This is a genomic window from Kitasatospora sp. YST-16, assembly GCF_026802215.1.
In the GTDB taxonomy this organism is placed as follows: domain Bacteria; phylum Actinomycetota; class Actinomycetes; order Streptomycetales; family Streptomycetaceae; genus Kitasatospora; species Kitasatospora cineracea.
This window is the reverse complement of record NZ_CP113837.1, coordinates 4,505,326-4,530,881: the sequence shown is the minus strand read 5'-3', so window position 1 is coordinate 4,530,881 and position 25,556 is coordinate 4,505,326. Positions and strand designations below refer to the sequence as shown.

General features: G+C 75.9%; 16 protein-coding genes and 1 pseudogene. 6 read left to right on the top strand and 11 right to left on the bottom strand.

The genetic code is table 11. The features are described from left to right. Window positions 1-127: 127 nt before the first annotated feature. The 4 genes from OU787_RS20845 to OU787_RS20830 form a co-directional block, all read right to left on the bottom strand. Entirely contained in the window at window positions 128-1,327 is a 1,200-nt protein-coding gene (locus OU787_RS20845) for a PP2C family protein-serine/threonine phosphatase (protein WP_051816898.1), read from the bottom strand. A 198-nt stretch (window positions 1,328-1,525) separates the two neighbouring features. After that, entirely contained in the window at window positions 1,526-4,717 is a 3,192-nt protein-coding gene (locus OU787_RS20840) for an ATP-dependent DNA helicase (protein ID WP_030459965.1), read from the bottom strand. Next, on the bottom strand, window positions 4,704-7,976 hold the full coding sequence (locus OU787_RS20835) for an ATP-dependent helicase (protein ID WP_030459964.1): 3,273 nt from the start codon (window positions 7,974-7,976) through the stop codon (window positions 4,704-4,706). The genes OU787_RS20840 and OU787_RS20835 overlap by 14 nt, the downstream gene beginning before the upstream one ends. 107 nt (window positions 7,977-8,083) lie before the next feature. Then, entirely contained in the window at window positions 8,084-8,413 is a 330-nt protein-coding gene (locus OU787_RS20830) for an MGMT family protein (RefSeq protein ID WP_030459963.1), read from the bottom strand. Window positions 8,414-8,555: 142 nt separating this feature from the next. Here OU787_RS20830 and OU787_RS20825 point away from each other — a divergent pair, with 142 nt between their 5' ends. Then, window positions 8,556-11,258: a lysylphosphatidylglycerol synthase transmembrane domain-containing protein gene (locus OU787_RS20825; protein WP_081966894.1), complete on the top strand. Its 2,703-nt coding sequence runs from the start codon at window positions 8,556-8,558 to the stop codon at window positions 11,256-11,258. Between the two features lie 9 nt (window positions 11,259-11,267). Here OU787_RS20825 and OU787_RS20820 read toward each other — a convergent pair whose 3' ends face one another. Continuing rightward, window positions 11,268-12,179, bottom strand: coding sequence for an NAD-dependent epimerase/dehydratase family protein (locus tag OU787_RS20820; RefSeq protein WP_030459961.1), 912 nt, complete (start codon window positions 12,177-12,179; stop codon window positions 11,268-11,270). Between the two features lie 114 nt (window positions 12,180-12,293). Between OU787_RS20820 and OU787_RS20815 the strand changes: the two are divergent. Continuing rightward, window positions 12,294-12,728 (top strand): annotated as a pseudogene (locus OU787_RS20815) (TetR/AcrR family transcriptional regulator); the annotation flags it as partial. Window positions 12,729-12,883: 155 nt separating this feature from the next. Next, window positions 12,884-13,051, top strand: coding sequence for a hypothetical protein (locus OU787_RS34840; RefSeq protein WP_442788519.1), 168 nt, complete (start codon window positions 12,884-12,886; stop codon window positions 13,049-13,051). Window positions 13,052-13,112: 61 nt separating this feature from the next. On the opposite strand, the gene moeZ is transcribed toward OU787_RS34840, so the two are convergent. The 5 genes from moeZ to OU787_RS20780 all read right to left on the bottom strand — a co-directional run bounded on the left by moeZ (window position 13,113) and on the right by OU787_RS20780 (window position 19,676). Beyond that, window positions 13,113-14,291: an adenylyltransferase/sulfurtransferase MoeZ gene (gene moeZ / locus OU787_RS20805; protein WP_030459959.1), complete on the bottom strand. Its 1,179-nt coding sequence runs from the start codon at window positions 14,289-14,291 to the stop codon at window positions 13,113-13,115. A 160-nt stretch (window positions 14,292-14,451) separates the two neighbouring features. Then, window positions 14,452-15,396, bottom strand: coding sequence for an NAD-dependent epimerase/dehydratase family protein (locus OU787_RS20800; protein ID WP_123553055.1), 945 nt, complete (start codon window positions 15,394-15,396; stop codon window positions 14,452-14,454). A 313-nt stretch (window positions 15,397-15,709) separates the two neighbouring features. Then, entirely contained in the window at window positions 15,710-16,030 is a 321-nt protein-coding gene (locus OU787_RS20795) for a hypothetical protein (protein WP_268661983.1), read from the bottom strand. 775 nt (window positions 16,031-16,805) lie between these two features. After that, on the bottom strand, window positions 16,806-18,452 hold the full coding sequence (locus OU787_RS20785; RefSeq protein ID WP_051816897.1) for a DUF3492 domain-containing protein: 1,647 nt from the start codon (window positions 18,450-18,452) through the stop codon (window positions 16,806-16,808). 309 nt (window positions 18,453-18,761) lie between these two features. After that, complete coding sequence (locus OU787_RS20780; RefSeq protein ID WP_030459955.1) at window positions 18,762-19,676, bottom strand: alpha/beta fold hydrolase; 915 nt, start codon at window positions 19,674-19,676, stop codon at window positions 18,762-18,764. 240 nt (window positions 19,677-19,916) lie between these two features. On the opposite strand from OU787_RS20780, the gene OU787_RS20775 reads away from it, so the two are divergent. Continuing rightward, window positions 19,917-20,564, top strand: a complete 648-nt coding sequence (locus OU787_RS20775; RefSeq protein ID WP_035955088.1) for a TetR/AcrR family transcriptional regulator — start codon at window positions 19,917-19,919, stop codon at window positions 20,562-20,564. A gap of 142 nt (window positions 20,565-20,706) precedes the next feature. Further along, the gene (locus tag OU787_RS20770; RefSeq protein WP_030459953.1) at window positions 20,707-20,934 is read left to right on the top strand and encodes a DUF3107 domain-containing protein; all 228 of its coding nucleotides are present in this window, start codon (window positions 20,707-20,709) and stop codon (window positions 20,932-20,934) included. Between the two features lie 428 nt (window positions 20,935-21,362). Here OU787_RS20770 and OU787_RS20765 read toward each other — a convergent pair whose 3' ends face one another. After that, window positions 21,363-22,088: a ferritin-like fold-containing protein gene (locus tag OU787_RS20765; RefSeq protein WP_030459951.1), complete on the bottom strand. Its 726-nt coding sequence runs from the start codon at window positions 22,086-22,088 to the stop codon at window positions 21,363-21,365. Window positions 22,089-22,745: 657 nt separating this feature from the next. Between OU787_RS20765 and OU787_RS20760 the strand changes: the two genes are divergently transcribed. Next, window positions 22,746-25,478 carry a DEAD/DEAH box helicase gene (locus OU787_RS20760; RefSeq protein WP_268660251.1) on the top strand — a complete coding sequence of 911 codons (2,733 nt, stop codon included), beginning with the start codon at window positions 22,746-22,748 and terminating at the stop codon, window positions 25,476-25,478. Window positions 25,479-25,556 lie beyond the last annotated feature (78 nt).

Sequence of the window (25,556 nt, the reverse complement as noted above, 5' to 3'; positions counted from 1 at the left end):
CGGCGTCCGGTGCGTGCTCTCGGCGTGCCGGCCGGAAGCCTTCGTACTGGGTGTACTTGGGTTTTCGGCCGGTGCGGCGAGAGGGCGTGCCGGGCGCCGCGACGGGCGAAGGTTGCCTGGTGCGGCACTAGCCTTCCAGGCGCCCGGGGACGGCGGCCTCGTCACGCGGGGCGGCCTGCGCGGGCAGCACGACCGGGTCGAACTGGAGCAGCAGCATCGCCGCGTCGTCGCCGAGCTTGTGGCCGACGTGCCGGACCACGTCGTCGTGCAGGCGCTGCAGGACGTCGCCGGGGCCGTCGTCGGCGAGCAGCGGGAGGCGGTCGGTGAGGGGGTAGAAGGCGCCGCCGTGGTCGCGGGCCTCGATGACGCCGTCGGTGTAGAGCAGGATCCGGTCGCCGGGCTCGACCGGGACGAGCTGGAGCGGCGGGCAGACGTCCTCGGGGTCGAGGACGCCCAGCGGGGGGACGGTCTCGTCGGCGGCGAGCAGCCGCGGGGCGTCCTCGCCGCGGAGCAGGACGGGCGGCGGGTGGCCGCAGTTGGCGATCTCCAGGGCGCCGTCGGGGCGGACGCCGACCAGCACCAGGGTGACGAACTCCTCCTCCACGCCGGGGTGGTCGTTCTCGTGCAGGGCCCGGTCGAGGCTGACGGCGAGCCAGCCGGCCACCTTCTCCAGCGCGGGCTCCTGGTGGGCGGCCTCGCGGAACGCGCCGAGCACCGCGGCGGCGGTCTCGACGGCGGCCAGCCCCTTGCCGCGGACGTCGCCCATCACGGCGCGCACCCCGTGCCGGGTGTTGACCACCTCGTAGAGGTCGCCGCCGATCGAGGCGTGCGCCGCGGCGGCGGCGTAGCGGACGGCGGCGCGGACCGGCCCGACCCGTTCGGGGATCGGGCGCAGCAGCACCCGGCGGGCGATCTCGGCGACCAACTGGGCTTCGGCGAGCGCGAGTTCCTGGCGCAGCCGGAGGTTGACGCTGAGGTGGCCGATGCCGGCGATGATGATGATCGCGGCGACGGTGGCGGTGTGCACGGACTGGCCCAGCACCTCGTTGTACCAGGCCATGCCGAACGCGCAGGCCTCGGCCAGCGCGCCGGTCAGCAGCGGGTACCAGGCCCGGCGGGAGACCACGGCGGCGAGGGCGGGGACGGCGGTCAGGGCGGGCTCGACGGTGACCTGGCTGTTGGTCAGCAGGTCGAGGGAGACGATCAGCAGCATGCCGATCAGCGGCAGGGCGTGCGAGGTCCTGGGCCAGGTGCCGGTGACGGTGCCCGGTACCGGGCCTGGGGTGGGGCCGTGGAGGACGTCCCTGATCCATCCGGTCGCGCTCAACGTCGGTCTCTCCAGCGGAAGGTGCGGGTGCTGCTCGGCACCTGCGGGTCTGACGGGAGGTCAGGGGGTCGGGAGCCCTGACGGCGGCCGGAGTACGAGGGATGACCGGTTACCGACCCCACAATAGGCACGAAACGTGCAGGGCGCACAGGTTTCGCGTGATCTCGTGACGGGTTGGATGCTCTGAGTGACTCTTTTCTACCTATTCCCGATCAGAAGATCGCTCAACTCCTTTCGGCCGGGAAGTCCTGACGGGGTTTCGATCCGGCCCGAGCGCACGTAGCAGAACGAGGCGGTGACCTGCTCCACCGGAACGCCCGCCTGCTCGGCCCAGGCCAGCCGGTAGACCGCGAGCTGCAGCGGGTCGCCGGAGTCCTCCCGGCCGGTCTTCCAGTCGACCACCTCGTAGCGCGGTGACCCTGCGCCACCGCCCGCGTCCCGGTAGACCGCGTCGATCCGGCCGCGCACCACCCGTCCCGCGAGCACCAGTTGGAACGGCGCCTCGACCCGGTGCGGGGTGCGGCGGGCGTAGGGGCCGCGCAGGAACGCCTCCTTGAGCCGCTCCAGGTCGCGCTCGTCCTCGATCTCCTCGGCGTCCAGGCCGGGCAGCGCGTCGGGGCCGAGCAGCAGCGGCTGGTCGTAGCGGGACTGCACCCAGGCGTGGAAGCGGGTGCCGCGACGGGCGGCGGGCGCGGGCGGGCGGGGCATCGGACGGGCCAGGTCGCGGGCGAAGCCGTCCGGGTCGGCGGCCAGCCGCATCAGCTGGGTGGCGGACAGCGAGGCGGGCAGGGCGACGTCCCGGGTGGTGCGCCGGGATCGCTCCAACTCGCCGAGCAGGGCGGTCAGGTCGCGGTCCCAGGAGGCCACCAGCCGCTGGTCCTCGACGGCCATCGGCTCGGCCTCCGGCGCGGGGGCGCCGGCCAGCCGCTGCCGCACCACCCGGGCGACCCGGCGGCGGGCGTGCTGCGCGGCCGGGTCGAGCGGCAGCGGCCAGGGGGTCTCCACCGAGACGTCGAACGCCGGGTTCTGCTCCTCCGGCCCGGGCTCGGCCGCCCAGCGCTCGATCTCGCCGCCGCCGTCGGGGCGTTCGCAGTGCGCGCGCAGCTGCAGCAGGAAGTCGGACGGCCCGCGGCGGCGCTTCTGGGACGGCCCCCACCAGTGCCCGGAGGCCAGCAGCAGCGAGCGCGGCCGGGTGAACGCGACGTAGCCGAGCCGGAGTTCCTCGACCTCGCCGTGCTGCGCCATCTCCTTCTTGAACGCGCCGATGCCCTTGGCGTTCCAGGCCGGTTCGCCGGGCAGCGTGGCGGCGTCGCCGCGCAGGGCGTGCGGCAGCACCCGGCGGGTGGAGGTCCAGCGCTCGCGCCCCTGGCCGGACGGGAACCCGCCCTTGACCAGGCCGGGGACGGCGACCACGTCCCACTCCAGGCCCTTGGACTTGTGCGCGGTCAGCACCTTGACGGTGTCCTCGCCGCCGGGCAGTCCGGCGTCCAGGCCGCGCTCGTACTCCTGGGCGGCCCGCAGGAAGCCCAGGAAGGCGGCCAGGCCGGGGTCGCCGTCCAGGTCGGCGAAGGAGGCGGCGATGTCCAGGAAGGAGTGCAGCGTCTCGCGGCGGCGGGCGGCCAGCGCCAGCGGGGAGGCGGAGAGTTCGACCTCCAGGCCGGTGACGGTGAGCACCCGGTGCAGGACGTCCATCAGCGGTTCGGCCAGCGCCCGGCGCAGTTCGCGGATCTCCCGGGCGAACCGGGCGAACCGCACCCGGGCCTCGGGCGAGAACGGCAGGTCGTCGGGCTGCTCGGCGTCGACGAAGGTCTCCAGCGCGTCGGCCAGCGAGACCACCTCGGTCGGGTCGGTCTCGGCGACGGCGGCGCTCAGCGCGTCCTGCTCGCCGGAGCGGGCGGTGCGGACGAGTTCGGCGGCCCGGCGGCCGAGCAGGGCCAGGTCGCGCGGGCCGGTGCGCCAGCGCGGGCCGATCAGCAGCCGGACCAGGGCGGCGTTGGCGGTCGGGTCCTGGAGCACCTCGCAGAGCGCCACCAGGTCGGCCACCTCGGGGAGTTGGAGCAGCCCGCCGAGTCCGACCACCTCGACCGGGACCTGCCGGGCGACCAGCGCGGCGTGGATGTCGGGGAAGGAGCTGCCGGCCCGGCAGAGCACGGCGATCCGGCCGGGCGCGGTGCCGGTGCGCACCTGGTGGGCGATCGAGTCGGCCAGCCAGTCGACCTCCTCGGCGTGGGTGGGCAGCAGCGCGATCCGGGCGTAGCCGTCGCGTTCGGCGCCGGGGGCGGGGCGCAGCGCCTCGACGCCCTCGTGCATGGCGCGCAGCGGGGCGGCGAGGCGGTTGGCGAAGTCGAGCAGCCGGCCGCCGCTGCGGCGGTTCTCGCTGAGCGCGAAGCGGTGCGCACCGCTGCCGTCGGCGCGCGGGAAGTGCCGGGGGAAGTCGTCCAGGTTGGCGACCGAGGCGCCGCGCCAGCCGTAGATCGCCTGGCAGGGGTCGCCGACCGCGGTGACCGGGTGGCCCGCGCCCCGGGAACCGCCGAACAGGCCCGCCAGCATGAGGCGTTGGGCCACCGAGGTGTCCTGGTACTCGTCCAGCAGCACCACCCGGTACTGCTCGCGCAGCAGTGTGCCGACCTCGGGGCGCTGGGTGGCGAGCCGGGCGGAGGCGGCGATCTGGTCGCCGAAGTCGAGCAGGCCGAGCTTCTGCTTGCGGGCCCGGTAGTCCTCGACCAGGTGCAGCAGTTCCTGCCGGCCGCGGGCGGCCTTCGGGACGGCCCGCAGGTCCTCGTTGGTGAGCTTGACGGTGGCCAGCCGGTCGAGCAACTCCTCGTCGTACGAGCGCAGTTGCGAGGGTTCGACCAGGTGCTCGGCGAGTTCGGAGTCCAGCGCGACGATCTCGGCGACCAGCGAGCTGAAGGTGCCGGTGAGCGCCGGGAACGGGCCGCGGGCCTGGCGCAGGACCCGGGCGGCGAGCTGGAAGCGGGTGGCGTCGGCGAGCAGCCGCACGTCGGGCTCTATGCCCAGGCGCAGGCCGTGCTCCTTGAGCAGCGTCCCGGCGAAGGCGTGGTAGGTGGAGATCTGCGGCTCGCCGAGGGCGTCCTCGTCCTGCTCGCGGACCTCGGCGCGCAGCAGGGCGGCCCGGACGCGTTCGGCGAGCTCCCCGGCCGCCTTGTTGGTGAAGGTCAGGCCGAGCACCTGCTCGGGGCGCACGGCGCCGGAGCCGACCAGCCAGACCACCCGGGCGGCCATCACGGTGGTCTTGCCGGAGCCCGCGCCGGCCACGATCACGCCGGGTTCCATGGGTGCGCCGATGGCCGCCAACTGCTCGTCGTTGAACGGGATGTCGAGCAGTTCGCGGAGCTGGGCCGGGTGCTGCAGCGGCTCAGTCGACGACATGCCGGCCGTCCCGCTGCGCGGAGCAGCTGCCGCGGAACGCGCAGCGGCCGCAGCGCTCGCCCGCGGTGGGGGTGAACTTCTCGGCGAGCACCTTGCCCGCGGTCTCCACCAGCAGGCCCTCGATCCAGGGGGTGCTCTCCTCGGGCAGCTGCCGCTGCACCTTGGGCGCCTCGGGGTCCTTCCGGTCCGGCTCGCGCAGGTGCACCAGTTCGGCCCCGCCGGGGGTGGCGCCGTCCTCGAAGCCGGGCAGCCCGTCGAGCGCGCCGCGGCTCACCGCGAGCTGGTAGACGGCGAGTTGGCGGTTCTCGGGCAGCGAGCTGTTGGGCGGCGGGGTCTTGCCGGTCTTGAAGTCGACGACGTACGCCCGGCCCGCGGCGTCGGCCTCGACCCGGTCCATCGAGCCGCGCAGGCGCACCGCGACGCCGCCGACGTCCAGGGTCAGGTCGAAGCCGTGCTCGGTGGCGACGGTGGCGCGTTCGCGCTCCAGCACGTGCCAGCGCAGGAAGCGCTCCAGGGCGTCGCGGGCCTCGCCCTTCTCCTGGGTGGACTTCCACGGCGCGTCGAAGGCGAGGGCGTCCCAGACGGTGTCCAGGCGCTCCATCAGCACGGCCAGGTCGGCGGGGGTGCGGCCGGAGCCGACCTCGTCGGCGAGGGCGTGCACCACGTTGCCGAAGCCCTGGGCGGCGGAGGCGGTGGTGCCGGCCCTGACGTCCTTCTCCAGGAACCACTGCAGCGCGCAGGACTCCAGCTGCTCCAGGCCGCTGCCGGAGAGCCGGACGGGCTGCTCGGGCTCGCGCAGCGGCTGCGGGGCGGCGGTCGGGTCGTCCAGGCCCCACCACTGGTCGGGGTGGGCGGCGGGGACCAGCGGGCGGCCGTCCTCGTCGAGCGCGGCGGCCAGGGTGGCGAGGCGTTCGGCGGCGGCCCGGCGCAGCTGCGGGGAGCGGTCCGGGTCGACGGTGACGGCGCGCAGTTCGGCGACCAGCGCGGGCACCGACAGCGGGCGGCGCGGCCGGGAGGTGACGTCAGCGACCTTGACCCGGGGGACGCGTTCCAGCACCCGGCCGGTGCGCGGGTCGACGGTCTCCCGGTAGAGCTCGCGCAGGAAGCGGGAGGGCTCGTCGCCGTCCTCGGCGGGCGCCTTGACGGCGGTGACCACCAGCCGGTCCTTGGCCCGGGTCGCGGCGACGTAGAACAGCCGGCGCTCCTCGGCGAGCAGCGCGGCCGCCGACAGCGGCTCGGCGAGGCCGTCGCGGCCGATCCGGTCGGCCTCCAGCAGCGAGCCGCGGCGGCGCAGGTCGGGCCAGAGTCCCTCCTGGACGCCGGTGACGACGACCAGGCGCCACTCCAGGCCCTTGGAGCGGTGCGCGGTCATCAGCCGGACGGCGTCGGGGCGCACGGCGCGCACGTGCAGGGTGTCGGCGGCGATGTCCTGGGCCTCGACCTCGGCGAGCAGGTCGAGCGCGCCGCGGTGGCCGGTGACCCGTTCCTCGGCGCGGGCGGCGGTCTCGAACAGCGCGCACAGCGCGTCCAGGTCCCGGTCGGCGTTGCGCCCGGCGGGCCCGCCGCGCAGCGCGGCCCGCTCCAGGCGTTCGCGCCAGCGCCGGGAGCCGTCCCACAGCTCCCACAGCGCGTCCTCGGCGCTCGCCCCGCCGGCCAGCAGTTCGCGGACCTTGCGCAGCAGCATGCCCAGTTCGTGGGCGCGGCGGGCGTAGGGAGCGTCCACCAGGGCGAGCTGGTCGGGCTGCTCCAGGGCCTCGCGGATCAGCTCCTCGGCGGGCCGGACCACGCCGGGGGCGCCGTCGGCGGCCAGGGCCCGGCGCTCCTCCTCGCGCAGGGTGCGGCCCAGGCGGCGCAGGTCGGAGCCGTCGAGGGCGGCGAGCGGGCCGGTGAGCAGGGTGTGGGCGAGGTCGGCGGTGAGCGCGCCGGGGCCCTCGGCGCAGACCCGCAGGGCGAGCAGCAGCGGGACGACGGCGCTCTCCTCGCGCAGCGGCAGGTCGTCGCCGTCGATCTCCAGCGGGACGCCGGCGGCGGCCAGCGCGCGGCGCACCGCCGGTATGGTCCGGGAGCCGGCCCGGACCAGCACGGCCATCTCGCCCCAGGGGACGCCGTCCTCCAGGTGGGCGCGGCGCAGCAGGTCGGCGACCGAGTCGAGTTCGGCACCGGGCGTCGGGTAGGTGTACACCTCGACGGCGCCGCCCTCGCGGGAGGGGAGCAGGGCGCGGTGCGCGGCGAGCTTGTCGGCGGGCAGCCGGCCCATCGGCATCCGGCGGGCCAGTTCGCGGGAGGCGGCCAGCAGCACCGCGCCGGAGCGCCGGGAGACCCGCAGCACCTTGACCTCGGCGGGCCGGCCGTCGGCGTGCCGGAAGGCGTCGGGGAACTCCAGGATGCCGTTCACGTCGGCGCCGCGGAACGCGTAGATCGACTGGTCCGGGTCGCCGACCGCGACCAGGTCCCGGCCGCCGCCGGCCAGCCGCTGCAGCAGCCGGACCTGGGCGGGGTCGGTGTCCTGGTACTCGTCGACGAACACCACGTCGTAGCGCTCGCGCAGCCCCGCGGCGACGTCGGCCCGCTCGGCGAGCAGCACGGCGCGGTGGACGAGTTCGGCGTAGTCGAGGACGCCGCGCAGGTCCAGCACGTCCAGGTACTCGGCCAGGAAGTGCGCGGCGGCGGCCCAGTCGGGCCGGTCCACGCCCGCCGCGAAGCGCTCCAGCTCGGCCTCGCCGAGGCCGAGCTCGCGGCTGCGGGCGAGCACGGCGCGCACCTCGTCGGCGAACCCGCGGGTGGTCAGGCAGGCCCGCAGGTCGAGCGGCCAGCTGATGGTGCCGACGCCCGCCTTCGCGTCCTCGGCGCCGCCCGCGAGCAGTTCGCGGACCATCACGTCCTGCTCGGGGCCGGAGAGCAGGCGCAGCGGCTCGGCGTACTCCTCGGGCGGCTGGTGGGCGCGCAGCAGGGCGTAGCAGAACGAGTGGAAGGTGGTGGCCTGCGGGGCGGTGGCGCCGATCCGGGCGGTCATCCGGTCGCGCAGTTCCATCGCGGCCTTGCGGCTGAAGGTCAGCACCAGGACGCGGTCGGGCGCGGTGCCGTCGGCGACCCGCCGGGCGACCGCCTCGACCAGGGTGGTGGTCTTGCCCGTCCCGGGCCCGGCGAGCACCAGCAGCGGCCCCGAGGCGTGCTCGACGACCGCCTGCTGGAAGGCGTCCAGCTGGGGCGGGTCGGGCTGGGCGAGGGGGCTGCGCACCAGGCGGAACGGTGAGGTCACTGCGGTCCATGGTCGTACGGCGGTTCAGCGGCGGGCCGAGGGGGGTGGCTCGCCGCGACGAGCCTACGATCCTGCACCCACAGACCCCTCCGGCGCACCTGCCCTGGTCAGGGGGTGCCGTCCCAGCGGGCGGCCCGCAGGTCGACCCGGGGCTCGCCGCCGACGGTGCGCAGCGGGGTGCCCTCGGAACGGTACTCGGGCAGCGCCCGGTGCTCGTGGCCGGGCAGCGGCCGCCCGTCCGCCCGGATCACCCGCCACCAGGGCACCGGCGCCCCGTACAGCGCCATCACCCGGCCGACCTGCCGAGGTCCGCCGCGGCCCAGGTACTCGGCGACGTCCCCGTACGTCATGACCTTGCCGGGCGGGATGCGTTCGGCGAGGTCGAGCACGGCCTCGGCGTACGGCGGGATCTCGGCGGCGTCCTCGGGCTCGGTCATCCGACGCATTCTTCCCCATCCGGTCGATTTCCAGCACCCCGTGCGGGCGACCCGGCGCGCGGGATGCCGCCCCTGGACCGCACCCGGGTGGCGGGCATGGCAGCATCTTCGGGGCAGTGCGACACACGAGGACGAAGACCAGATGACCGGGACGGCCGAATTGAGCGTGGACGAGGGCTCCGAGCAGCCCGCCACCGACGGTTTCGCCGAACGGCCGGTCGACCTGCGCCACCGGGCGCGGGACGCGCACCACACGGGGGAGGAAGCGGTGGCCGCACAGCTGCCGCCGGACGGCGGGCCGGACCGGCCCCCGGACGGACCTGACGGGCCCTACGGGCCGGACGACGCGCAGCCCGAGGAGCCGGCCGGCGAGTACCTGGCCGTCGACGAGCCGCTGCTCGCCCCGCGCGCGCACCGGCCGTCCGACCTGCTGCGGTTCCTGGCCGGGCTGTTCGGCATCATCGCGGTGTTCGTGCTGGCGCAGGTCGCGGTCTCCACCACCACCGGCATCGAGAACGACATCACGGTCAACGCCAACCGGATCCCCGGCGTGCTGTCCAAGATCTCCGCCCTGGTCTCCTCGATCGCGGTGCTGACCGTGCCGCTGGCCTTCGCGGTCGAGCGGCTGATCAAGCGCGACGGCCTGCGGGTCGCCGACGGCGTGCTGGCCTCGGTGCTGGCGTACGGCGTCTCGCTGGGCGTCGACTGGTGGGTGGCCGCCGCCGCGCCCGAGGAGATCCGCAACGCGCTGACCCAGAGCTCGCCCGGCAGCGACACCCTCACCGACCCGGTGCACGGCTACCTGGCCCCGGTGATCGCCTACATGACGGCGGTCGGCATGTCGAGCCGCCCGCGCTGGCGGGTCGCCCTGTGGGTGGTGGTGATCCTCTCCGGCACCGCCGAGCTGATCAACGGCAACACCACCCCGCTCTCGCTGGTCCTCACCGTGCTGATCGGCTGGTCGGTGGCGTACGGCACGCTGTACGCGATCGGCTCGCCGAACATCCGCCCCACCGGGCAGCACCTGATGATCGGCCTGCGCAAGGTCGGCTTCGTCCCGTCCGCCGCCCACCTGGCCCCGGCCGCGCCCGGCGGCACCCGCCGCTACCTGGTCACCCAGCAGACCGGGCCGCTGCTGGACGTGCACATCATCGACCGCGAGCAGCAGGCGTCCGGCTTCTTCTACCGCGCCTGGCGGCGGCTGCGGCTGCGCTCGGTCGCGGTCCGCCGCAGCCCCCAGTCGCTGCGCCAGGCCCTGGAGCAGGAGGCGCTGATCGCGTACGCGGCCGCCGCCTCCGGGGCCCGCGCCCCGCAGCTGGTGGCCACCTCCGAGCTCGGCCCGGACGCGGCGATCCTGGTCTACGAGAACGTGGCCGGCCGGACCCTGGACGACCTCGCCGACGAGGAGGTCACCGACGCGGTGATGGCCTCGTTCTGGAAGTCCGTCTCCACCCTGCACGAGCGCCGGATCGCGCACCGCCGGCTCACCGGCGAGTCCCTGCTGGTGGTCGACGAGCAGACCGGCTGCCTGGTCAACCTCTCCGGCGGCGACATCGCGGCCGGCGACCTGACCCTGCGCATCGACGTCGCCCAGCTGCTCACCACCTTCGCCCTGCGCACCGGCCCGGAGCGCGCGGTGGCCGTCGCCACCGCCGTGCTCGGCCCGACCCGGATCGCCGAGGCGCTGCCGCTGCTGCAGCCGGTCGGCCTGAGCCGGCAGACCCGCGGCGACCTGCAGCGGATGACCAAGGAGCGGAAGACCGCCGCGCAGGCGCTGGCGCTCAAGCAGGTCGCCGCCGGGGAGCGCACCCAGCAGCAGGCCGAGGAGGACATCGCCCGGGCCGGCGAGGACCTGCTGGCCCGGATCCGGGCGCAGATCCTGCAGATCGCCCCCGAGGCGCCGCTGGCCCCGGCCAAGCTGGAGCGGCTCAAGCCCAAGACGCTGATCATGGTGGTGGCGCTGGCCTTCGCCGCCTACCTGGCGCTGACCACCATCCGGCCGGACCAGTTCAAGGTCTCCCAGATGAACTGGGCCTGGGCCTCGGTCGCGCTGGCCGCCTCGGCGTTCTCGTACGTGGCCGCCGCGATGAGCCTGACCGGCTTCGTCCCGGAGAAGCTCCCGTTCTGGCGCACGGTGGCCGCCCAGCTGGCCGGCTCCTTCGTGAAGCTGGTCGCCCCGGCGGCGGTCGGCGGCATCGCGCTGAACACCCGCTACCTGCAGAAGGCCGGCATCCGCCCGGTGCAGGCCGTCGCCTCGGTCGGCGCCTCCCAGCTGGCCGGCCTCGGCGGGCACCTGCTGCTGCTGTTCGCCTTCGGCCTGATCACCGGCTCGCAGACCAACGGCGACCTCGGCGCGTCCCGGGCCGTCATCATCGGCGTCCTCACCGCGGCGGTCCTCGCCCTGGTGGTGGCCGCGGTCGCCCCGCTGCGCCGCTTCGTGGTGACCCGGGTCCGCTCGCTGCTGTTCGGCGTGATCCCGCGGATGCTCGACCTGATGCAGACCCCGCGCAAGCTGGTCACCGGCTTCGGCGGCATCCTCCTGCTGACGCTGTCCTTCACCGCCTGCCTGGACGCCTCGGTCCACGCGTTCGGCGGCGGCGCCAACGTCACCTACGCGGCCGTCGCGGTGGTCTTCCTCACCGCGAACGCGGCCGGCTCGGCGATCCCCACCCCCGGCGGCATCGGCCCGGTCGAGATCGCCCTGATCACCGCCCTGACGGTGGCCGGCGTCCCGGCCACCGCCGCCACCCCCGCCGTCTTCCTCTACCGCCTGCTCACCTTCTGGCTCCCGGTCGTCCCGGGCTGGGTCGCCTACAACGTGCTCCAGCGCAAGGGCGCCCTCTGACCGGGGGTGCTACGGGAGCAGTTCGGCGACGATCCGCTCCCACGGCCGCGGCTCCAGTCCGAACGCCTCCCGGGTGGCGGTGTCGTCGATGACGAACGGCCGCTCGAACTGGTAGGCCGTCTCGCGGACGGCGCGGACCGTCGGGTTGACCAGCCCGAGCAGGGCCAGCACCGGGCCGGGGATCGCGGTGACCTTCGGGGCGGGGCGGCCCGCCGCCGCGCACAGGTCGGCGACGACCTGGCGCTGGCTGCGCGGCGGGTTGCTCGGCACGTGCCAGGCCCGGCCCCAGGCGCGTTCCTCGGCGGCGGCGGTGACCAGCAGGCGGGCGGCGTCCGCGGGGGAGGTCCAGCTGTGCGGGGCGTCCGGGTCGCCGAGGACCTGGACGGTGCGGCCGGCCAGCGCGCGGCCGAACGCCCGGCCGTCCAGGGCGGCGGTGACGCCGGGGCCGAGGTAGTCGGAGCCGCGGACCTCGGTGGCCCGGACCCTGCCGTCCCGGTGCGCGGCGAGCGCCTCGCGCCACATCGCGGCCCGGACCCCGCCCTTGACCGAGTTGGGCCGCAGCGGGCTGTCGGGCCCCATCGGGCCGTCCACCGCGCCGTAGCCGTACAGGTTGGAGACGGTGGCGAGCACCGCGCCGGTCCGTTCGGCGGCGGTCAGCAGGGACGCGGCGAGCGGCGGCCAGACCTCGGCCCAGCGGTGGTAGGGCGGGTTCGCGCAGTTGTAGAGCGCGGTGGCGCCCTCGGCGGCGGCGGTGAGCGCCGCGGTGTCGGCGGCGTCCAGGTGCAGGCGGCGGACGCCGTCGAGCGGGCCGGCGGCGGCTCCGGTGCGGGTGACGACCACGACCTCCTCGCCGCGGTCGGCGAGCAGGCGGGCGGCGGCCGAACCGACCGGGCCGGCGCCGACGATCAGGTGCTTGCTCATGGGAACGCTCCGCTCGGAGTCGGGGAGAACCGTGTTCTCGCTCGCTCCACAGCCTGGCGCCTCGCCGCACCCACTGTCAAGAACACTGTTCTCGAATGAGAACGACGTACTCGAATGTTGCGCCCGTTCTCGCCCGCTGGGAGGATGGCCGGCATGCCGAAGGCCCCCACCCCCCGCGAGCGGGTCCGCGCCGAGTTCACCCGCGAGATCAAGGACGCCGCCCGCCGCCACCTGGCCGAGCACGGGCCCGCCGGCCTCTCCATGCGGACGCTGGCCAAGGACGTGGGCCTGGTCTCCGCCTCCGCGCTCTACCGCTACTACCCGGGCCGCGACGCCCTGCTGACCGCGCTGATCGCGGACGCCTACGACGCGCTGGGCGGGGCCGCGGACGCCGCCGCCGACCCGTTCGACGGCACCGACCACGCGGGCCGCTGGCTGGCCGTCTGCCGGGCCGTCCGCGACTGGGCCCTGGCCCACCCGCACGAGTTCGCGCTGGTCCACGGCTCCCCCGTGCCCGGCTACACCGCCCCCGAGGACACCACCGGGCCCGGCACCCGGCTGCCGCTGCTGATCGGCCGGCTCTTCCAGGAGGCCGCCGCCGCGGCGCCTACCGCCCGCTCGGCGACCCGGCCGTCCCCGCCCCGGCCCGGGCCGCGCTCGCCCCGCTGCTGGACCGGCTGCCCCCCGGCACCCCCGCGCACCTGGTGGTCTCCGCCCTGGCCGCCTGGAGCGACCTGCTGGGCGCGCTCGCCCTGGAGCTGTTCGGCCACCTCGCCCGGATCACCACCGACCCGGGGGCGTACTTCGACCACCTGATGCACCGCACCGGCGCCCTGCTCGGCCTCGCCTCCCCCGCCGCCTCCTCCCCCTGAACGCACGAGACCGCCCGGTCGGGGAGCTCCCCGACCGGGCGGTCTCGACCGCAGGCATCCGTCAGTAGACGGGCTTCTCCGGCTCGATCTGGTTGACCCAGCCGATCACGCCGCCGCCCAGGTGCACCGCGTCCGCGAAGCCCGCGGACTTGAGCACCGCGAGGACCTCGGCGGAGCGCACGCCGGTCTTGCAGTGCAGCACGATGCGCTTGTCCTGCGGCAGGTCCTGCAGGGCGTTGCCCATCAGGAACTCGTTCTTCGGGATCAGGCGGGCGCCCGGGATCGAGACGATCTCGTACTCGTTGACCTCGCGGACGTCGATGATGTCGATCGCCTCGCCGTTGTCGATCCACTCCTTGAGCTGCTTGGAGGTGATCGTGGAGCCGACGGCGGCCGCGCTGGCCTCCTCCGAGACGACGCCGCAGAACGACTCGTAGTCGATCAGGCCGGTGACGGTCGGGTTCTCGCCGCAGAGGGCGCAGTTCGGGTCCTTGCGGACCTTCACCGAGCGGTACTGCATCTCCAGGGCGTCGTAGATCATCAGCCGGCCGACCAGCGGCTCGCCGATGCCGGCCAGCAGCTTGATCGCCTCGTTGACCTGGATCGAGCCGATCGAGGCGCACAGCACGCCGAGCACGCCGCCCTCGGCGCAGGACGGGACCATGCCCGGCGGCGGGGCCTCCGGGTAGAGGCAGCGGTAGCAGGGGCCGTGCTCGGCCCAGAACACGCTGGCCTGGCCGTCGAAGCGGTAGATCGAACCCCACACGTACGGCTTGCCGAGCAGCACCGCGGCGTCGTTCACCAGGTACCGGGTGGCGAAGTTGTCGGTGCCGTCGACGATCAGGTCGTAGCCGGAGAAGATCTCCATCACGTTGTCGTTGTCCAGGCGCTCCTCGTGCAGGATCACCTCGACCAGCGGGTTGATCTCCTTGACCGAGTCCCGCGCGGACTGGGCCTTGGAGCGGCCGATGTCGGACTGGCCGTGGATGATCTGGCGCTGCAGGTTCGACTCGTCGACCGTGTCGAACTCGATGATGCCGAGCGTGCCGACACCGGCGGCGGCCATGTACATCAGGGCCGGGGACCCGAGGCCGCCGGCGCCGACGCACAGCACCTTGGCGTTCTTCAGCCGCTTCTGCCCGTCCATGCCCACGTCGGGGATGATCAGGTGGCGGGAGTACCGGCGGACCTCTTCGACGGTGAGCTCGGCGGCGGGCTCGACCAGGGGTGGCAGCGACACGGGGACTCCGATGGTCGTCAGGTTCTGTTCGACTACGCCAACAGTGTCACGCGCCCGGGGTATTCCAAGACAGCGGGTCCAGTGGGTGAGATGCGCGACACCGGATGCCGAGACCCCCGCCGTCCGGGCCAACCCCCTGGTCAGGCCCGGCCGTTCCGGATCACACCCGGCAGGCGGTCTCCAGCCAGACGTCCCCCAGCGACTCCTCCAGCGGCACCTGCGTCCGCCATCCGAGACGGTCCCGGGCGGTCCGGACGTCGGCCTGCCGCCACTGCACCGGCTCCACCACCGTCCGGGCCTCCGCCGCCCGCAGCCCCTCCGCGCCCGCCTGCTGCGCGGGCAGCACCACCTGCCGGGCGTCCTCGGTGACGGTGCCCTCGAAGCCGGACGCCCGCACCAGCAGGTGCGCCGCGTCCCGGGCCCGGACGGCGTGGCCGGAGCCGATGTTGATCACCCCGGTGGCGGCCGAGACCGCCGCCGCCTGGATCGCCCGCGCCACGTCCCGGACGTCCACGAAGTCCCGGTAGCCGGACAGGTCGGGCATCCGCACCTGGCTCTCGTCCTGCTCCAGCGCCCGCCGCAGGCCCTCCGCCAGCCGCCCGAACAGCGAGGCCGTCGGCGCGCCCGGCCCCACCACGTCGAACACCCGCAGCACCAGCGCGTCCAGCCCGGAGTTCAGCACCAGCTCGGTGCCCGCCAGCTTCGACACCCCGTACGGGCCCACCGGCCGCGGCTCCGCGCTCTCCGGGATCGGCCCGCCGGGCTGCGCCGGCCCGTACTCGGCCGCCGAGCCCACGTGCACCAGCCGCGCGGGCTCCCGGCTGCGCCGGATCGCCTCGCAGACCGTGGCCACCGCGAGCGTGTTGGACCGGATCAGGGTCCGTGACGTCCCGTACGTGGCGCCCGCGCAGTTGATCACCACCTGGGCGGCAACCGCGTCCAGGAACCGGGCCAGCGCGCCCGGGCTCCCCGCGGCCAGGTCGAACCGGATGTCGGCGGAATCGCCCCGGCCCAGCACGGTCACCTGGAGCCCCTCCTCCGCCAGCAGCCGGTCGGCCACCCGCCGGCCGATGAACCCGTCGGCCCCCAGCAGCAGCACCCTCATCGGGTCCAAGTCCTTCCCTCAGGCCCGGCACCCGCCGGGCGGAACGAAATCTGATCGACACACCGGAACACCCGCGCCACCCGCCCACCGGCAGCCCGCCGACCCGGCCCCGACGACGGACCGACCCTGCGGCCAACAGCAGCCCACCGGACGGGGCCGGGCGACGGACCGACCCGACGGCCGACAGCAGCCCGCCGGACGGAGCCGGGCGACGGACCGACCCGGCGGCCGACAGCAGCGACCCGCCGAACGGAACCCCGCGGCGAGCAGGCCCGGCGGCGAGCAGCCGCCCCGCCCGCCGCCGGCCCGGCCCTCACCGGTACGCCCCCGGCCGGGTGGACGGCGGCCAGCCGCAGCCCGCCAGCAGCAGGGCGGGCCCGAGGGCCGCCGCCGCCAGCCCGCCGGACGGCGAGGCGTCCAGCCAGCGCGCCGGGCCGGGCAGGGCCAGCAGCGCGGCGCCCGCGGCCGCGGTGAGGACCGCGACCGCGGCGGTGCCCGGGCGGCCCGCGTCGCGGACCACCCCGGCCAGCAGCGGCAGGGTGCCGAGCACCAGCAGCGCGGCCCACCCGGTGGCGGACGTGCCGCCGGCCACGGCCCGGCCGAGTCCGGCGAGGACGGCCAGCCGCGCCAGCACGGCCAGCGGCAGCGCGAACCGCAGCCGGGAGCGGAACTCCCCAGCGTGGCGGCCGCACCCTGCCGTTGACCGAACCGGCGCAGCCAGGCCGCCGCCCAGCCCGCGGCGGCCCCGCCGAGCCCGGCGGCCGGCGCCGCGCCCGGAGCGGCGGCGGCGAGCAGCGCCAGCAGCAGGCCGGTCCCGGCCCCCTGCCCCAGCGCGGCCCACGGGAACGGCCCCCGCCCGGACGCCCGCCCCACCGCCCCGCCGTCCGTCCCGGGGTCGTCCGGGGCCCGGCTCTCCGCCGTGCACGTCCCGCCGTCCGGGGCCCGGCTTTCCGCGTTCCAGCCGTCCGTCCCCCAGCCGTCCAGGGCCCGGCTTTCCGCGTTCCAGCCGTCCGTCCCCCAGCCGTCCAGGGCCCGGCCGCCGCGGGCCGTCAGCAGGCCCGCGCCCGCACCGGCCAGCACCGCGAGCGCCCCGCCGGCCAGTCCGCCGGGGACGGTCGCGGGCAGCAGCGGCAGCAGGTGGGCGCCGGCGCCGCGCAGGGCGGCGAGCGGCAGGGCGCGCAGCGGTTCGGCGGGCGGCAGCGGTTCGCGGACCGGCGGGCGGCGCGGGACCCGGGCGTACAGCTCCTCGGCGAGGCCGAAGACGTCGGCGTGCCGGTAGCGGGCGGCGCCGTCGGTGGCCAGGCCGGAGTCCTCCAGGGCGGCGGCGATCTCCAGCGGGTCGACCGCCTGCTCGCACAAGTCCCGGTTGGCGTCCAGGAGTTCGCGGACGGGGTCGGCGGGCGTGCCGGTCACAGCGCCTCCGCGAGGGCCGGCCCGGCGGCGGCCCGCACGGTCCGTTCGGGCCGCCCGGTCTGCCCGGTCTGCCTGGTCTGCCCGGTCCGCTCGGCCGGGGTCTCGGCGACCGGCACCGGGGTCTCCCCGCCGGCCGCGCCGGCCGTCCCGGCCACCCAGTACTCGGCGGGGCGGGCGAACGGCCGGACCGGCGCGCCGGGGCGGGCCGGGAAGGCGGGGTAGCGGGAGACCAGGTCGAGGTAGATCTCGCGGAAGGCGCCGACCACGGGTTCCACGGCGAAGCGTTCCTGCGCCCGCAGCCGGCCGGCCAGGCCGAGCCGGGAGCGCCGCTCGTGGTCGGTGAGCAGGGCCAGGCAGGCCGCGGCCAGGGCGCGCGGGCTGCGCGGCGGCACCAGCAGCCCGGTGGGGCCGAGCACCTCGCGGGCGACGCCGACCTCGGTGGCGACCACCGCCCGGCCGCTGAGCATCGCGTCGGCGAGCGGCCGGGGGCTGCGCTGGGCGAGCGCGCTGAACACCACGGCGCTGCCGGCCGCCCAGGCCGCGGCGGTGGAGGCGGGCCGCCCGGCGAACTCGACGGCCTCCGCGACGCCGAGCCGTTCGGCGATCGCGGTGCAGTGCGCGAGGTAGCCGGGCGCGCCCTCCTCGCCGTACATCCGCAGCCGGGCGGCGGGCAGTTCGGCCCGGACCCGGGCGAAGGCGTGCAGCATCAGCTCGGGGTCGCGGCCGGGCTCCAGCGCGCCGGCCCAGACCAGGGTGGGCGCGGCGGGCTCCGGTCCGGCGGCGGGCCGTCCGGTGGCGGTGGTGCCCTCGTGGACGATCCGGGTGCGGGCCGGGTCGCCGCCGCAGCGCTGCTGCCACTGCCGGTCGTAGTCGCTGCCGGGGGTGAGCACCGCGGCCCGCCGGTAGGTCTCCTCGGTGAGCTGCCGGAAGAAGGACAGCAGCAGCGCGCGCACCGGCCAGCGGTAGGGGGCGCTGCGGTAGCCGCGGTACTGCTCGCGCAGGTGCAGGCCGTGCTCGGTGACCACGAACGGCACGCCGTGCAGTTCGCGGGCGGCCAGCGCGGGCAGCGCGGCCGGGCCGCCGCCGACCACGTGGCACAGGTCGGCGCCGCCGAGCCCGGCCGGGCCGGTGCCGTACCAGGGCGCGGAGAGCGGCCGCAGGCACTGCTCCAGCAGGTCGGCGGCGACCAGCACGTCGCAGACCAGCGGCTGGCCGCCCGCGGTGTCGGCGCCGGGCATCCGCCAGATCCGCTCCAGCGCGCGGTGCGCGTGGCCGGAGGCGAGGAACGCGGGCAGCGCCTCGTCCTCCCGCCCGAGCGCGGCCAGCCGGTACAGCGCGGGCCCGAACCCGGCCCGCTCGCCGGGCGTCACCAGGGCGCGGACCAGTTCCTCGTACGCCTTGAGGTAGGCCCGGCGGCGCAGCGCGGTCGGCCCGCGCCCGCCGGGGCGGCGGCCCCACATGGGCAGTTCGTGGACGCCGTGCAGGCCGCGGACGCCGCTGGGCGGGGCCGGGCGGTCGGCGGGCAGCAGCCGGTAGAGCCGGAACTCGTGCTCGGGCAGGCCGTCGACCAGGCGGCCGCACCAGCCCCCTTCGCCACGCTGCGCGGTGGTGAGGGTGCCCTCGGTGAGCAGAGCGATGCGCACGACGCCTCCAGGACAGAGCGTTTCGACTGGGTTCACGGCCCTACGACACAGGGGAGTGCGTCCGTGCTCGACGGCCGTCCGGCCGGCGCCCGCTCCCCGCGGCCGCCGCCCTCGCCGTCTCGCCCCCCACACCTGTTCGGTCCGACAACACGAAGGTAGAGCGCCGGGCCGAGCCCCCTAGGGGCCCGGCCCGGCTTGCCACACCATCGAGTGAACGCCCGTGACCTCGCGCGTCCCCGTTCCGTTTTCCGCCTTCGCGCCCCGTGCGCCCCGCGTGCGCCCGGTCGGGCCCGTTCCCGGGCCCGCCGCTCAGCCCCGCCCGTCGACCTCCGCGAGCAGCTCCCGCACCGCGCGGGCCACCGGCTCGGGGTGCTCCAGCATCGCCACGTGCCCGGAGTCGGGCAGCACCAGCAGCCGGGCGTCCCGGAACGCGGCGCAGGCCCGCCGGGCGGAGCGGTAGGAGACCAGCTTGTCCTTGAGCCCGTAGACCAGCAGCACCGGCACCGGCACCTGCTCGGCCTGCCGCCACAGCGACTGCTCGCCGCGCTCGGTGTACGCGCTGACGATCCCGCGCGCGGAGGCGGCCAGCACGCCCAGCGCGTACGGGAGCGCGGTGCGGCGGCGGTACTCGTCGACCGCGCGGGCCCGGCGGTGGGCGGGGATGCCGGTCGGGTCGGCGTAGACCAGCCGCAGCAGGTCGGCGGTGGCGCTCTCCGGGTCGGCCCCGTGGCCGCGGCGGCGGACCAGCTCGGCCACCCCGGGCACCGCCAGCAGCCCGGTGGGCCAGGCGGTGCGCTGCGGGGGCAGTTCGGGCAGCGCCGGGGAGATCAGGGTGAGGCTGCGCACCAGGTCGGGCCGGAGCGCCGCGAGCCGGACGGCGACGGCGCCGCCGAGCGAGTTGCCGAACAGGTGCACCGGCCCCCGGTCGGTCTCCTCCAGGTACCCGATGACGGCCCTCACGTGCCCGGAGAGCGACAGGTTGCCGTCCAGCGGCGGGGCGGAGTGGCCGAAGCCGGGCAGGTCCACGGCCTCGCCGTCGACGTCGTCCGCGAGCTGGTCGAGGAGTTCCAGCCAGTTGTCGGCGGAGCCGCCGAGCCCGTGCACGAACAGCGCGGGCGGCAGGTCGGCCCGGGGTTCGCGGTGGCGGCTGACGGCCAGCGCCGCTCCGGGCACCTCGACGGTGCGGTGCGGCTCCAGGGCGGCGAGGGGGTACTGGGCGCTCATGGAGCACGATGGTAGTGAGGGGGCCGGGCCGCCGGGCCTGGTCACGGGGCCGTGGTGGTGCTGTCACGGGCCCGTCTCGACCTGTGGACAGGGGAGGCCCGGGTCGTATTGTGGGGTCCCGACAAGGGCGGTTGTGCGCTTTACTCGGCTTCACCCGCGCACGCACGGGTTACCGAAAAGTAGAATCAATCACCGTGCCAGTCCACCGCAGATCGTGAAGTGAGGAGCGCCGTGACGGCCATGCAAGAGGCGCAGGAGCGTCCGCGCGGCGCCCGCCTGCCGCGAAGCGCCCGCCGTGAGCAACTGCTCGGAGCCGCCCAGGAGGTGTTCGTCGCCCAGGGCTACCACGCCGCGGCGATGGACGACATCGCCGAGCGCGCCGGGGTCAGCAAGCCGGTGCTGTACCAGCACTTCCCGGGCAAGCTCGAGCTCTACCTCGCGCTGCTCGACAAGCACTGCGACGCCCTGGTCGACGGCACCCGGGCCGCGCTGGAGGCGACCAACGACAACAAGCAGCGGGTCGCCGCCACCATGGAGGCGTACTTCCACTACGTCTCCAGCGAGTCCGGCGCGTTCCGGCTGGTCTTCGAATCGGACCTGACCAACGACCCGGCGGTGCGCGAGCGGGTCGACCGGGCCACCGACCTGAGCGCCACCCTGGTCTCCAAGGTGATCGCCGAGGACACCGACCTGCCCGAGGCCGAGGCGAAGCTGCTCGCGGTCGGCGTCTGCGGCCTGGCCCAGATCACCGCCCGGTACTGGCTCACCCAGGACGGCGAGATCCCGCGCGACGAGGCCGTCCGGCTGGTCGCCAGCCTGGCCTGGCGCGGCCTGAAGGGCTTCCCGATGCACCCGGCCCAGGAGGGCTCGGCCGAGCAGGCCGACTGACCGGCGGATTCGGCCCTGAGCGGACCGGACCCCGACCTTCGCCTCCCGGCCCGGTCGCTGCCTTAAGGTGATGCCCGTACGGCGCGCCCACCGCGAACCGCGGTCGGGGCGCGCGCGGCCAGCTACCGGAGGGACGGAAGCCGTGGAGGTCAAGATCGGCGTGCAGAACGCGAACCGGGAGATCGTCCTGGAGAGCGCGCAATCTGCCGAAGAGGTCGCGGACGCGGTCGCCAAGGCCCTGGACGGCACCTCGAAGCTGTTCACCCTGGTCGACGAGCACGGCCGCCGGGTGCTGGTGCCGGCCGAGCGGCTGGCGTACGTCGAGATCGGCGAGCCGTCCGTCCGCAAGGTCGGTTTCGGCACGCTCTGAGCCCGTGCCGCGGCGCCCCGTCCCCCGCCCGGGGGGCGGGGCGCCGCGCTGTGCGTACCGGCGGGCCCGGGCGGGTAGGCGGACTGCTGTCGCAGCAGCGCACGCCCCGGGAGGCAGCCGTGTGGGAGACGACCGCGTTCGTGCTGATCGGGCTGGCCGTCGGGTTCGGCGCCCTGCTGGCCCGGCCGGAGCTGTTCCCCGGCCCGCGGTCGCTGCCGGTGGGCACCGCCCTGGTGGCGGCGGTGCTGGCGGGCCGGATCAGCCGCTACGTGCTGGACGGGCAGCTGCCGCCGGTGCAGCTGGCGGTCTCCGTGGTGGCGGCGGTCCTGCTGGTGACGGTGCCGCCCGGCCCGACCTGCTGCCGCGCGGGCGGCACCGGCACGGCTGAGCGGCCGGGCCGGCGCGGCCCGGCCGGGGCGCCGGCGGCCTCAGGAGGCCAGGCCCAGCGCCGCCATCCGCTTGGTGTGGGTCTCGGTGATCCGGTTGAACATCTTGCCGACCTCGACCAGGTCGAAGCCCTGCACCTCGGCCCCGCCGACCAGCAGGTTGGACAGCGCGTCGCGCTCGGCGACCACCCGCTGCGCCTGGCTGAGCGCCTCGCCCATCAGCCGCCGCCCCCACAGCGCCAGCCGCCCGCCGACCCGCGGGTCCTCGGCGATCGCCTGCCGCACCCGTTCGACCGCGAACTCGGCGTGCCCGGTGTCGGACATCACCCGCAGCACCAGGTCCCGGGTGTCGTCGTCGAGCCGGACGGCCACCTCGCGGTAGAAGTCGGTGGCGATCGCGTCGCCGACGTACGCCTTGACCAGGCCCTCCAGCCAGTCGGCCGGGGCGGTCATCCGGTGGAAGTTCTCCAGCGGCTCGACGAACGGCTCCATCACCGCGACCGGGTCGGCGCCGACCTCGACCAGCCGGTCGTGCAGCAGCTGGAAGTGCTGGTACTCGGCGGAGGCCATCCGGGCCAGCGCGGCCTTCTCCGTGAGGCCGGGCGCGAACTTGGCGTCCTCGGCCAGCCGCTCGAAGGCGCTCAGTTCGCCGTACGCGAGGGCGCCGAGCAGGTCCAGCACGGCCGCCCGGTACTGCGGGTCGGCGGCCCGGGCCGTCCAGGGCCCGATCGAGTCGGTGCGGCCGTCGGTGGGTTCCTGAGTCTCCATGCCGACGACCTTAGACCGACCGGCGAACGGAGGACGGGAGAAGGAGCGGGCGAGAGCCGTCGGCACGCGGCGCCGACCTCCGTCCGCCGGCCGGTCCGAGCTCCCGTCCGCCCGCCGGATCCGCCCTCCGGGCGCCCCGCCACCCGGGCGCGGCCGGTCGGAGTAGCCGCCGTCACGTGTTCGAGTCGTCGCTTGACTGTATGGTAGGTAGTGAGGCCAGGTGTGAACCCGCGCGGCCCGTCCTTCCAACGGCAGGCCGCGCAGTCGTGCCCGGCGGCGTTCGGCCGCCCGGTGCGGCACCCGGCGCTCACGTACGCGGATGCCCGGTCGGAGACCCGATCGGCTCCGACCTGGCCCGAGCCTCGGGCCCAGGCACCGCATCAGGCCGAGCGAGGGCCGCCGCGGACCGCGCCGACAGCGCGCCGCACGACCCGTCAACGGGACGCCCTCCCCCGCGCCGCCCGCCCGACACGCCCCCCACGGGGCTGCCCGGGCACGGCAGGACGCGTTCACTCGGCCCCTCCACACGGAAGAGGCAGCACCCTGTCCACCACCGCCGAACCCCTCAAGACGACCTTCCGCGAACTCGGGATCCTCGCGGAGACCGCCGAGGCCCTGGAGGCCGTCGGCATCGTCCACCCGTTCCCGATCCAGGAGATGACCCTGCCGGTCGCACTGACCGGCCACGACGTCATCGGCCAGGCCAAGACCGGCACCGGCAAGACCCTCGGCTTCGGCCTCCCGCTGATCGAGCGGGTCGTGGTCCAGGCCGACGTCGCCGCCGGCCGGGCCACCGCCGAGCAGCTCTCCGAGAGCCCGCAGGCACTGATCGTCGTCCCCACCCGCGAGCTGTGCACCCAGGTCACCAACGACCTGCAGACCGCCGGCAAGGTCCGCAACGTGCGGGTGCTGGCCGTCTACGGCGGCCGCGCGTACGAGCCGCAGGTCGAGGCCCTGAAGAAGGGCGTCGACATCGTGGTCGGCACCCCCGGCCGCCTGCTCGACCTGGCCGGGCAGCGCAAGCTCGACCTGTCCAAGGTCCGCGCGCTGGTCCTGGACGAGGCCGACGAGATGCTCGACCTGGGCTTCCTGCCGGACGTCGAGAAGATCATCACCATGCTGCCCGCCAAGCGGCAGACCCTGCTCTTCTCCGCCACCATGCCCGGCCAGGTCATCTCGCTGGCCCGCCGGTACATGAGCCAGCCCACCCACATCCGCGCCGCCGCCCCGGACGACACCGGCACCACCGTCGCCAACATCGAGCAGCACATCTTCCGTGCGCACTCGCTCGACAAGGTCGAGATGGTCTCCCGGATCCTGCAGGCCGAGGGCCGCGGCCTGGCGATGATCTTCTGCCGCACCAAGCGCACCACCGCCGACGTCGCCGAACAGCTCACCAAGCGCGGCTTCGCGGCCGGCGCGGTGCACGGCGACCTCGGCCAGGGCGCCCGCGAGCAGGCGCTGCGCGCCTTCCGCAACGGCAAGGTCGACGTCCTGGTCTGCACCGACGTCGCCGCCCGCGGCATCGACGTCGAGGGCGTCACGCACGTCATCAACTACCAGTGCACCGACGACGAGAAGACCTACCTGCACCGGATCGGCCGCACCGGCCGGGCCGGCGCCTCGGGCACCGCCGTCACCCTGGTCGACTGGGACGACATCCCGCGCTGGCAGCTCATCAACAAGGCGCTGGACCTGCCGTTCAACGACCCGGAGGAGACCTACTCCAGCTCGCCGCACCTCTACGAGCTGCTGCGGATCGCCCCCGGCACCAAGGGCGTCCTGCCCCGCTCCGAGCGCACCCGGGCCGGCCTGGCCGCCGAAGAGGTCGAGGACCTCGGCGAGACCGGCGGCCGCGGCCAGCGCGGGCGCGGCGGCCGGGACGGTCGGGACAGCCGGGACGGTCGGGACAGCCGCGGTGGACGGGGCGTCGCCCCCGAGACCCCGGCTCCCGCCGAGCGTCCGTCCCGCCGCTCCCGCGAGCGCCGCCGCACCCGTGGCGGCAGCAGCGCGGTCGGCACGGCGGGCACCGTCGCCCCCGAGACCCGGACCCCGGCCGTCGAGCAGCAGCCCGCCGCCACCGGTACCGGCCCCGCGGCCGCCCCGGTGGAGGGCCGCAGCTCGCGCCGCCGCAACCGCAACCGCCGGGGCGGCGCCGCCGCCGCGGTGGAGGCCGTGGAGACGGTCGAGGCCGCCGCGGCCGTGGTGGAGGCCCCGGTCACCGAGGCTCCGACCGCCGAGGCCCCCGCCCGCACCCCGCGCAAGCGCACCCGCAAGGCGGCCGCCCCGGCCGTGGAGACGGTCGCCGAGCCGGTGACCGAGCCGATGGCCGAGGCTGCTGCCCCCGTGGCGGCCGTCGCGGAGCCGGTGGTGGACGCCGCCGAGCCGGTGATCCGCTCCCGGACGCCGCAGCGACGGGCCGTCCGCAAGCCGGTGCTGTCCCTGGTGGCCCCGGTCGAGGAGGCCCCGGCCGCGCCGGCGCCGCGCAAGCGGACCACCAAGAAGGCTGCCGCCGTCGCCGCCGAGGCCCCGGCTGTCGTGGAGGCCCCGGTCGCTGCCAAGGCTCCGGCCGTCGTCGAGGCTCCGGCCGCCGCCGTCGAAGCCCCGGCCACCGTCGAGGAGACCGCTGCCACCCCGGCACCGCGTCGGCGGGTCGTCAGGAAGGCCGCCACCACCGTCGAGACCCCGGCCGCCGCCGTCGAAGCCCCGGCCACCGTCGAGGAGACCGCTGCCACCCCGGCACCGCGTCGGCGGGTCGTCAGGAAGGCCGCCACCACCGTCGAGACCCCGGCCGCCGCCGTCGAAGCCCCGGCCACCGTCGAGGAGACCGCTGCCACCCCGGCACCGCGTCGGCGGGTCGTCAGGAAGGCCGCCACCACCGTCGAGACCCCGGCCGCCGCCGTCGAGACCCCCGCCGCCGTCGAGGAGACCGCTGCCGCCCCGGCACCGCGCAAGCGGGCCACCAAGAAGGCCGCCGCCGTCGCCGTCGAGGCGCCCGCTGCCGAGGAGGCCCCGGCCCCCCGTAAGCGGGTCACCAAGAAGGCTGCCGCTGCCGCCGAGGCCCCGGCCGTCGAGGAGGCGACCGCCCCGGCGCCGCGCAAGCGGGCCGTCAAGAAGGCCACGGCCGCCACGGCCGAGGAGGCCCCGGCTCCGCGCAAGCGGGCCACCAAGAAGGCCGTCGCCGCCGAGGCGCCCGCCGTCGAGGAGGCCGCCACCGCTCCGGCGCCGCGCAAGCGGGTCACCAAGAAGGCTGCCGCTGCCGCCGAGGCCCCGGCCGTCGAGGAGGCGACCGCCCCGGCGCCGCGCAAGCGGGCCGTCAAGAAGGCCACGGCCGCCACGGCCGAGGAGATCCCGGCCCCGCGCCGGACCCGCAAGGCCGTCGAGAAGTAACCCGCACCGCCCCGCAGGGGAGGGACGACCGCACGCGTCGTCCCTCCCCTGCGGCGTTCGGGCGGCTCTCCGGGCGGC

What these genes read in the sequence shown, in the direction of transcription:
- OU787_RS20760 (WP_268660251.1), top strand. Translation starts at nt 22,746, where the DNA reads ATGACCCTGCCGGTCGCACTGACCGGCCACGACGTCATCGGCCAGGCC.
- OU787_RS20765 (WP_030459951.1), bottom strand. Translation starts at nt 22,088, where the DNA reads ATGGAGACTCAGGAACCCACCGACGGCCGCACCGACTCGATCGGGCCC.
- OU787_RS20840 (WP_030459965.1), bottom strand. Translation starts at nt 4,717, where the DNA reads ATGTCGTCGACTGAGCCGCTGCAGCACCCGGCCCAGCTCCGCGAACTG.
- OU787_RS20775 (WP_035955088.1), top strand. Translation starts at nt 19,917, where the DNA reads ATGCAAGAGGCGCAGGAGCGTCCGCGCGGCGCCCGCCTGCCGCGAAGC.
- OU787_RS20820 (WP_030459961.1), bottom strand. Translation starts at nt 12,179, where the DNA reads ATGAGCAAGCACCTGATCGTCGGCGCCGGCCCGGTCGGTTCGGCCGCC.
- OU787_RS20780 (WP_030459955.1), bottom strand. Translation starts at nt 19,676, where the DNA reads ATGAGCGCCCAGTACCCCCTCGCCGCCCTGGAGCCGCACCGCACCGTC.
- OU787_RS20825 (WP_081966894.1), top strand. Translation starts at nt 8,556, where the DNA reads ATGACCGGGACGGCCGAATTGAGCGTGGACGAGGGCTCCGAGCAGCCC.
- OU787_RS20800 (WP_123553055.1), bottom strand. Translation starts at nt 15,396, where the DNA reads ATGAGGGTGCTGCTGCTGGGGGCCGACGGGTTCATCGGCCGGCGGGTG.
- OU787_RS20830 (WP_030459963.1), bottom strand. Translation starts at nt 8,413, where the DNA reads ATGACCGAGCCCGAGGACGCCGCCGAGATCCCGCCGTACGCCGAGGCC.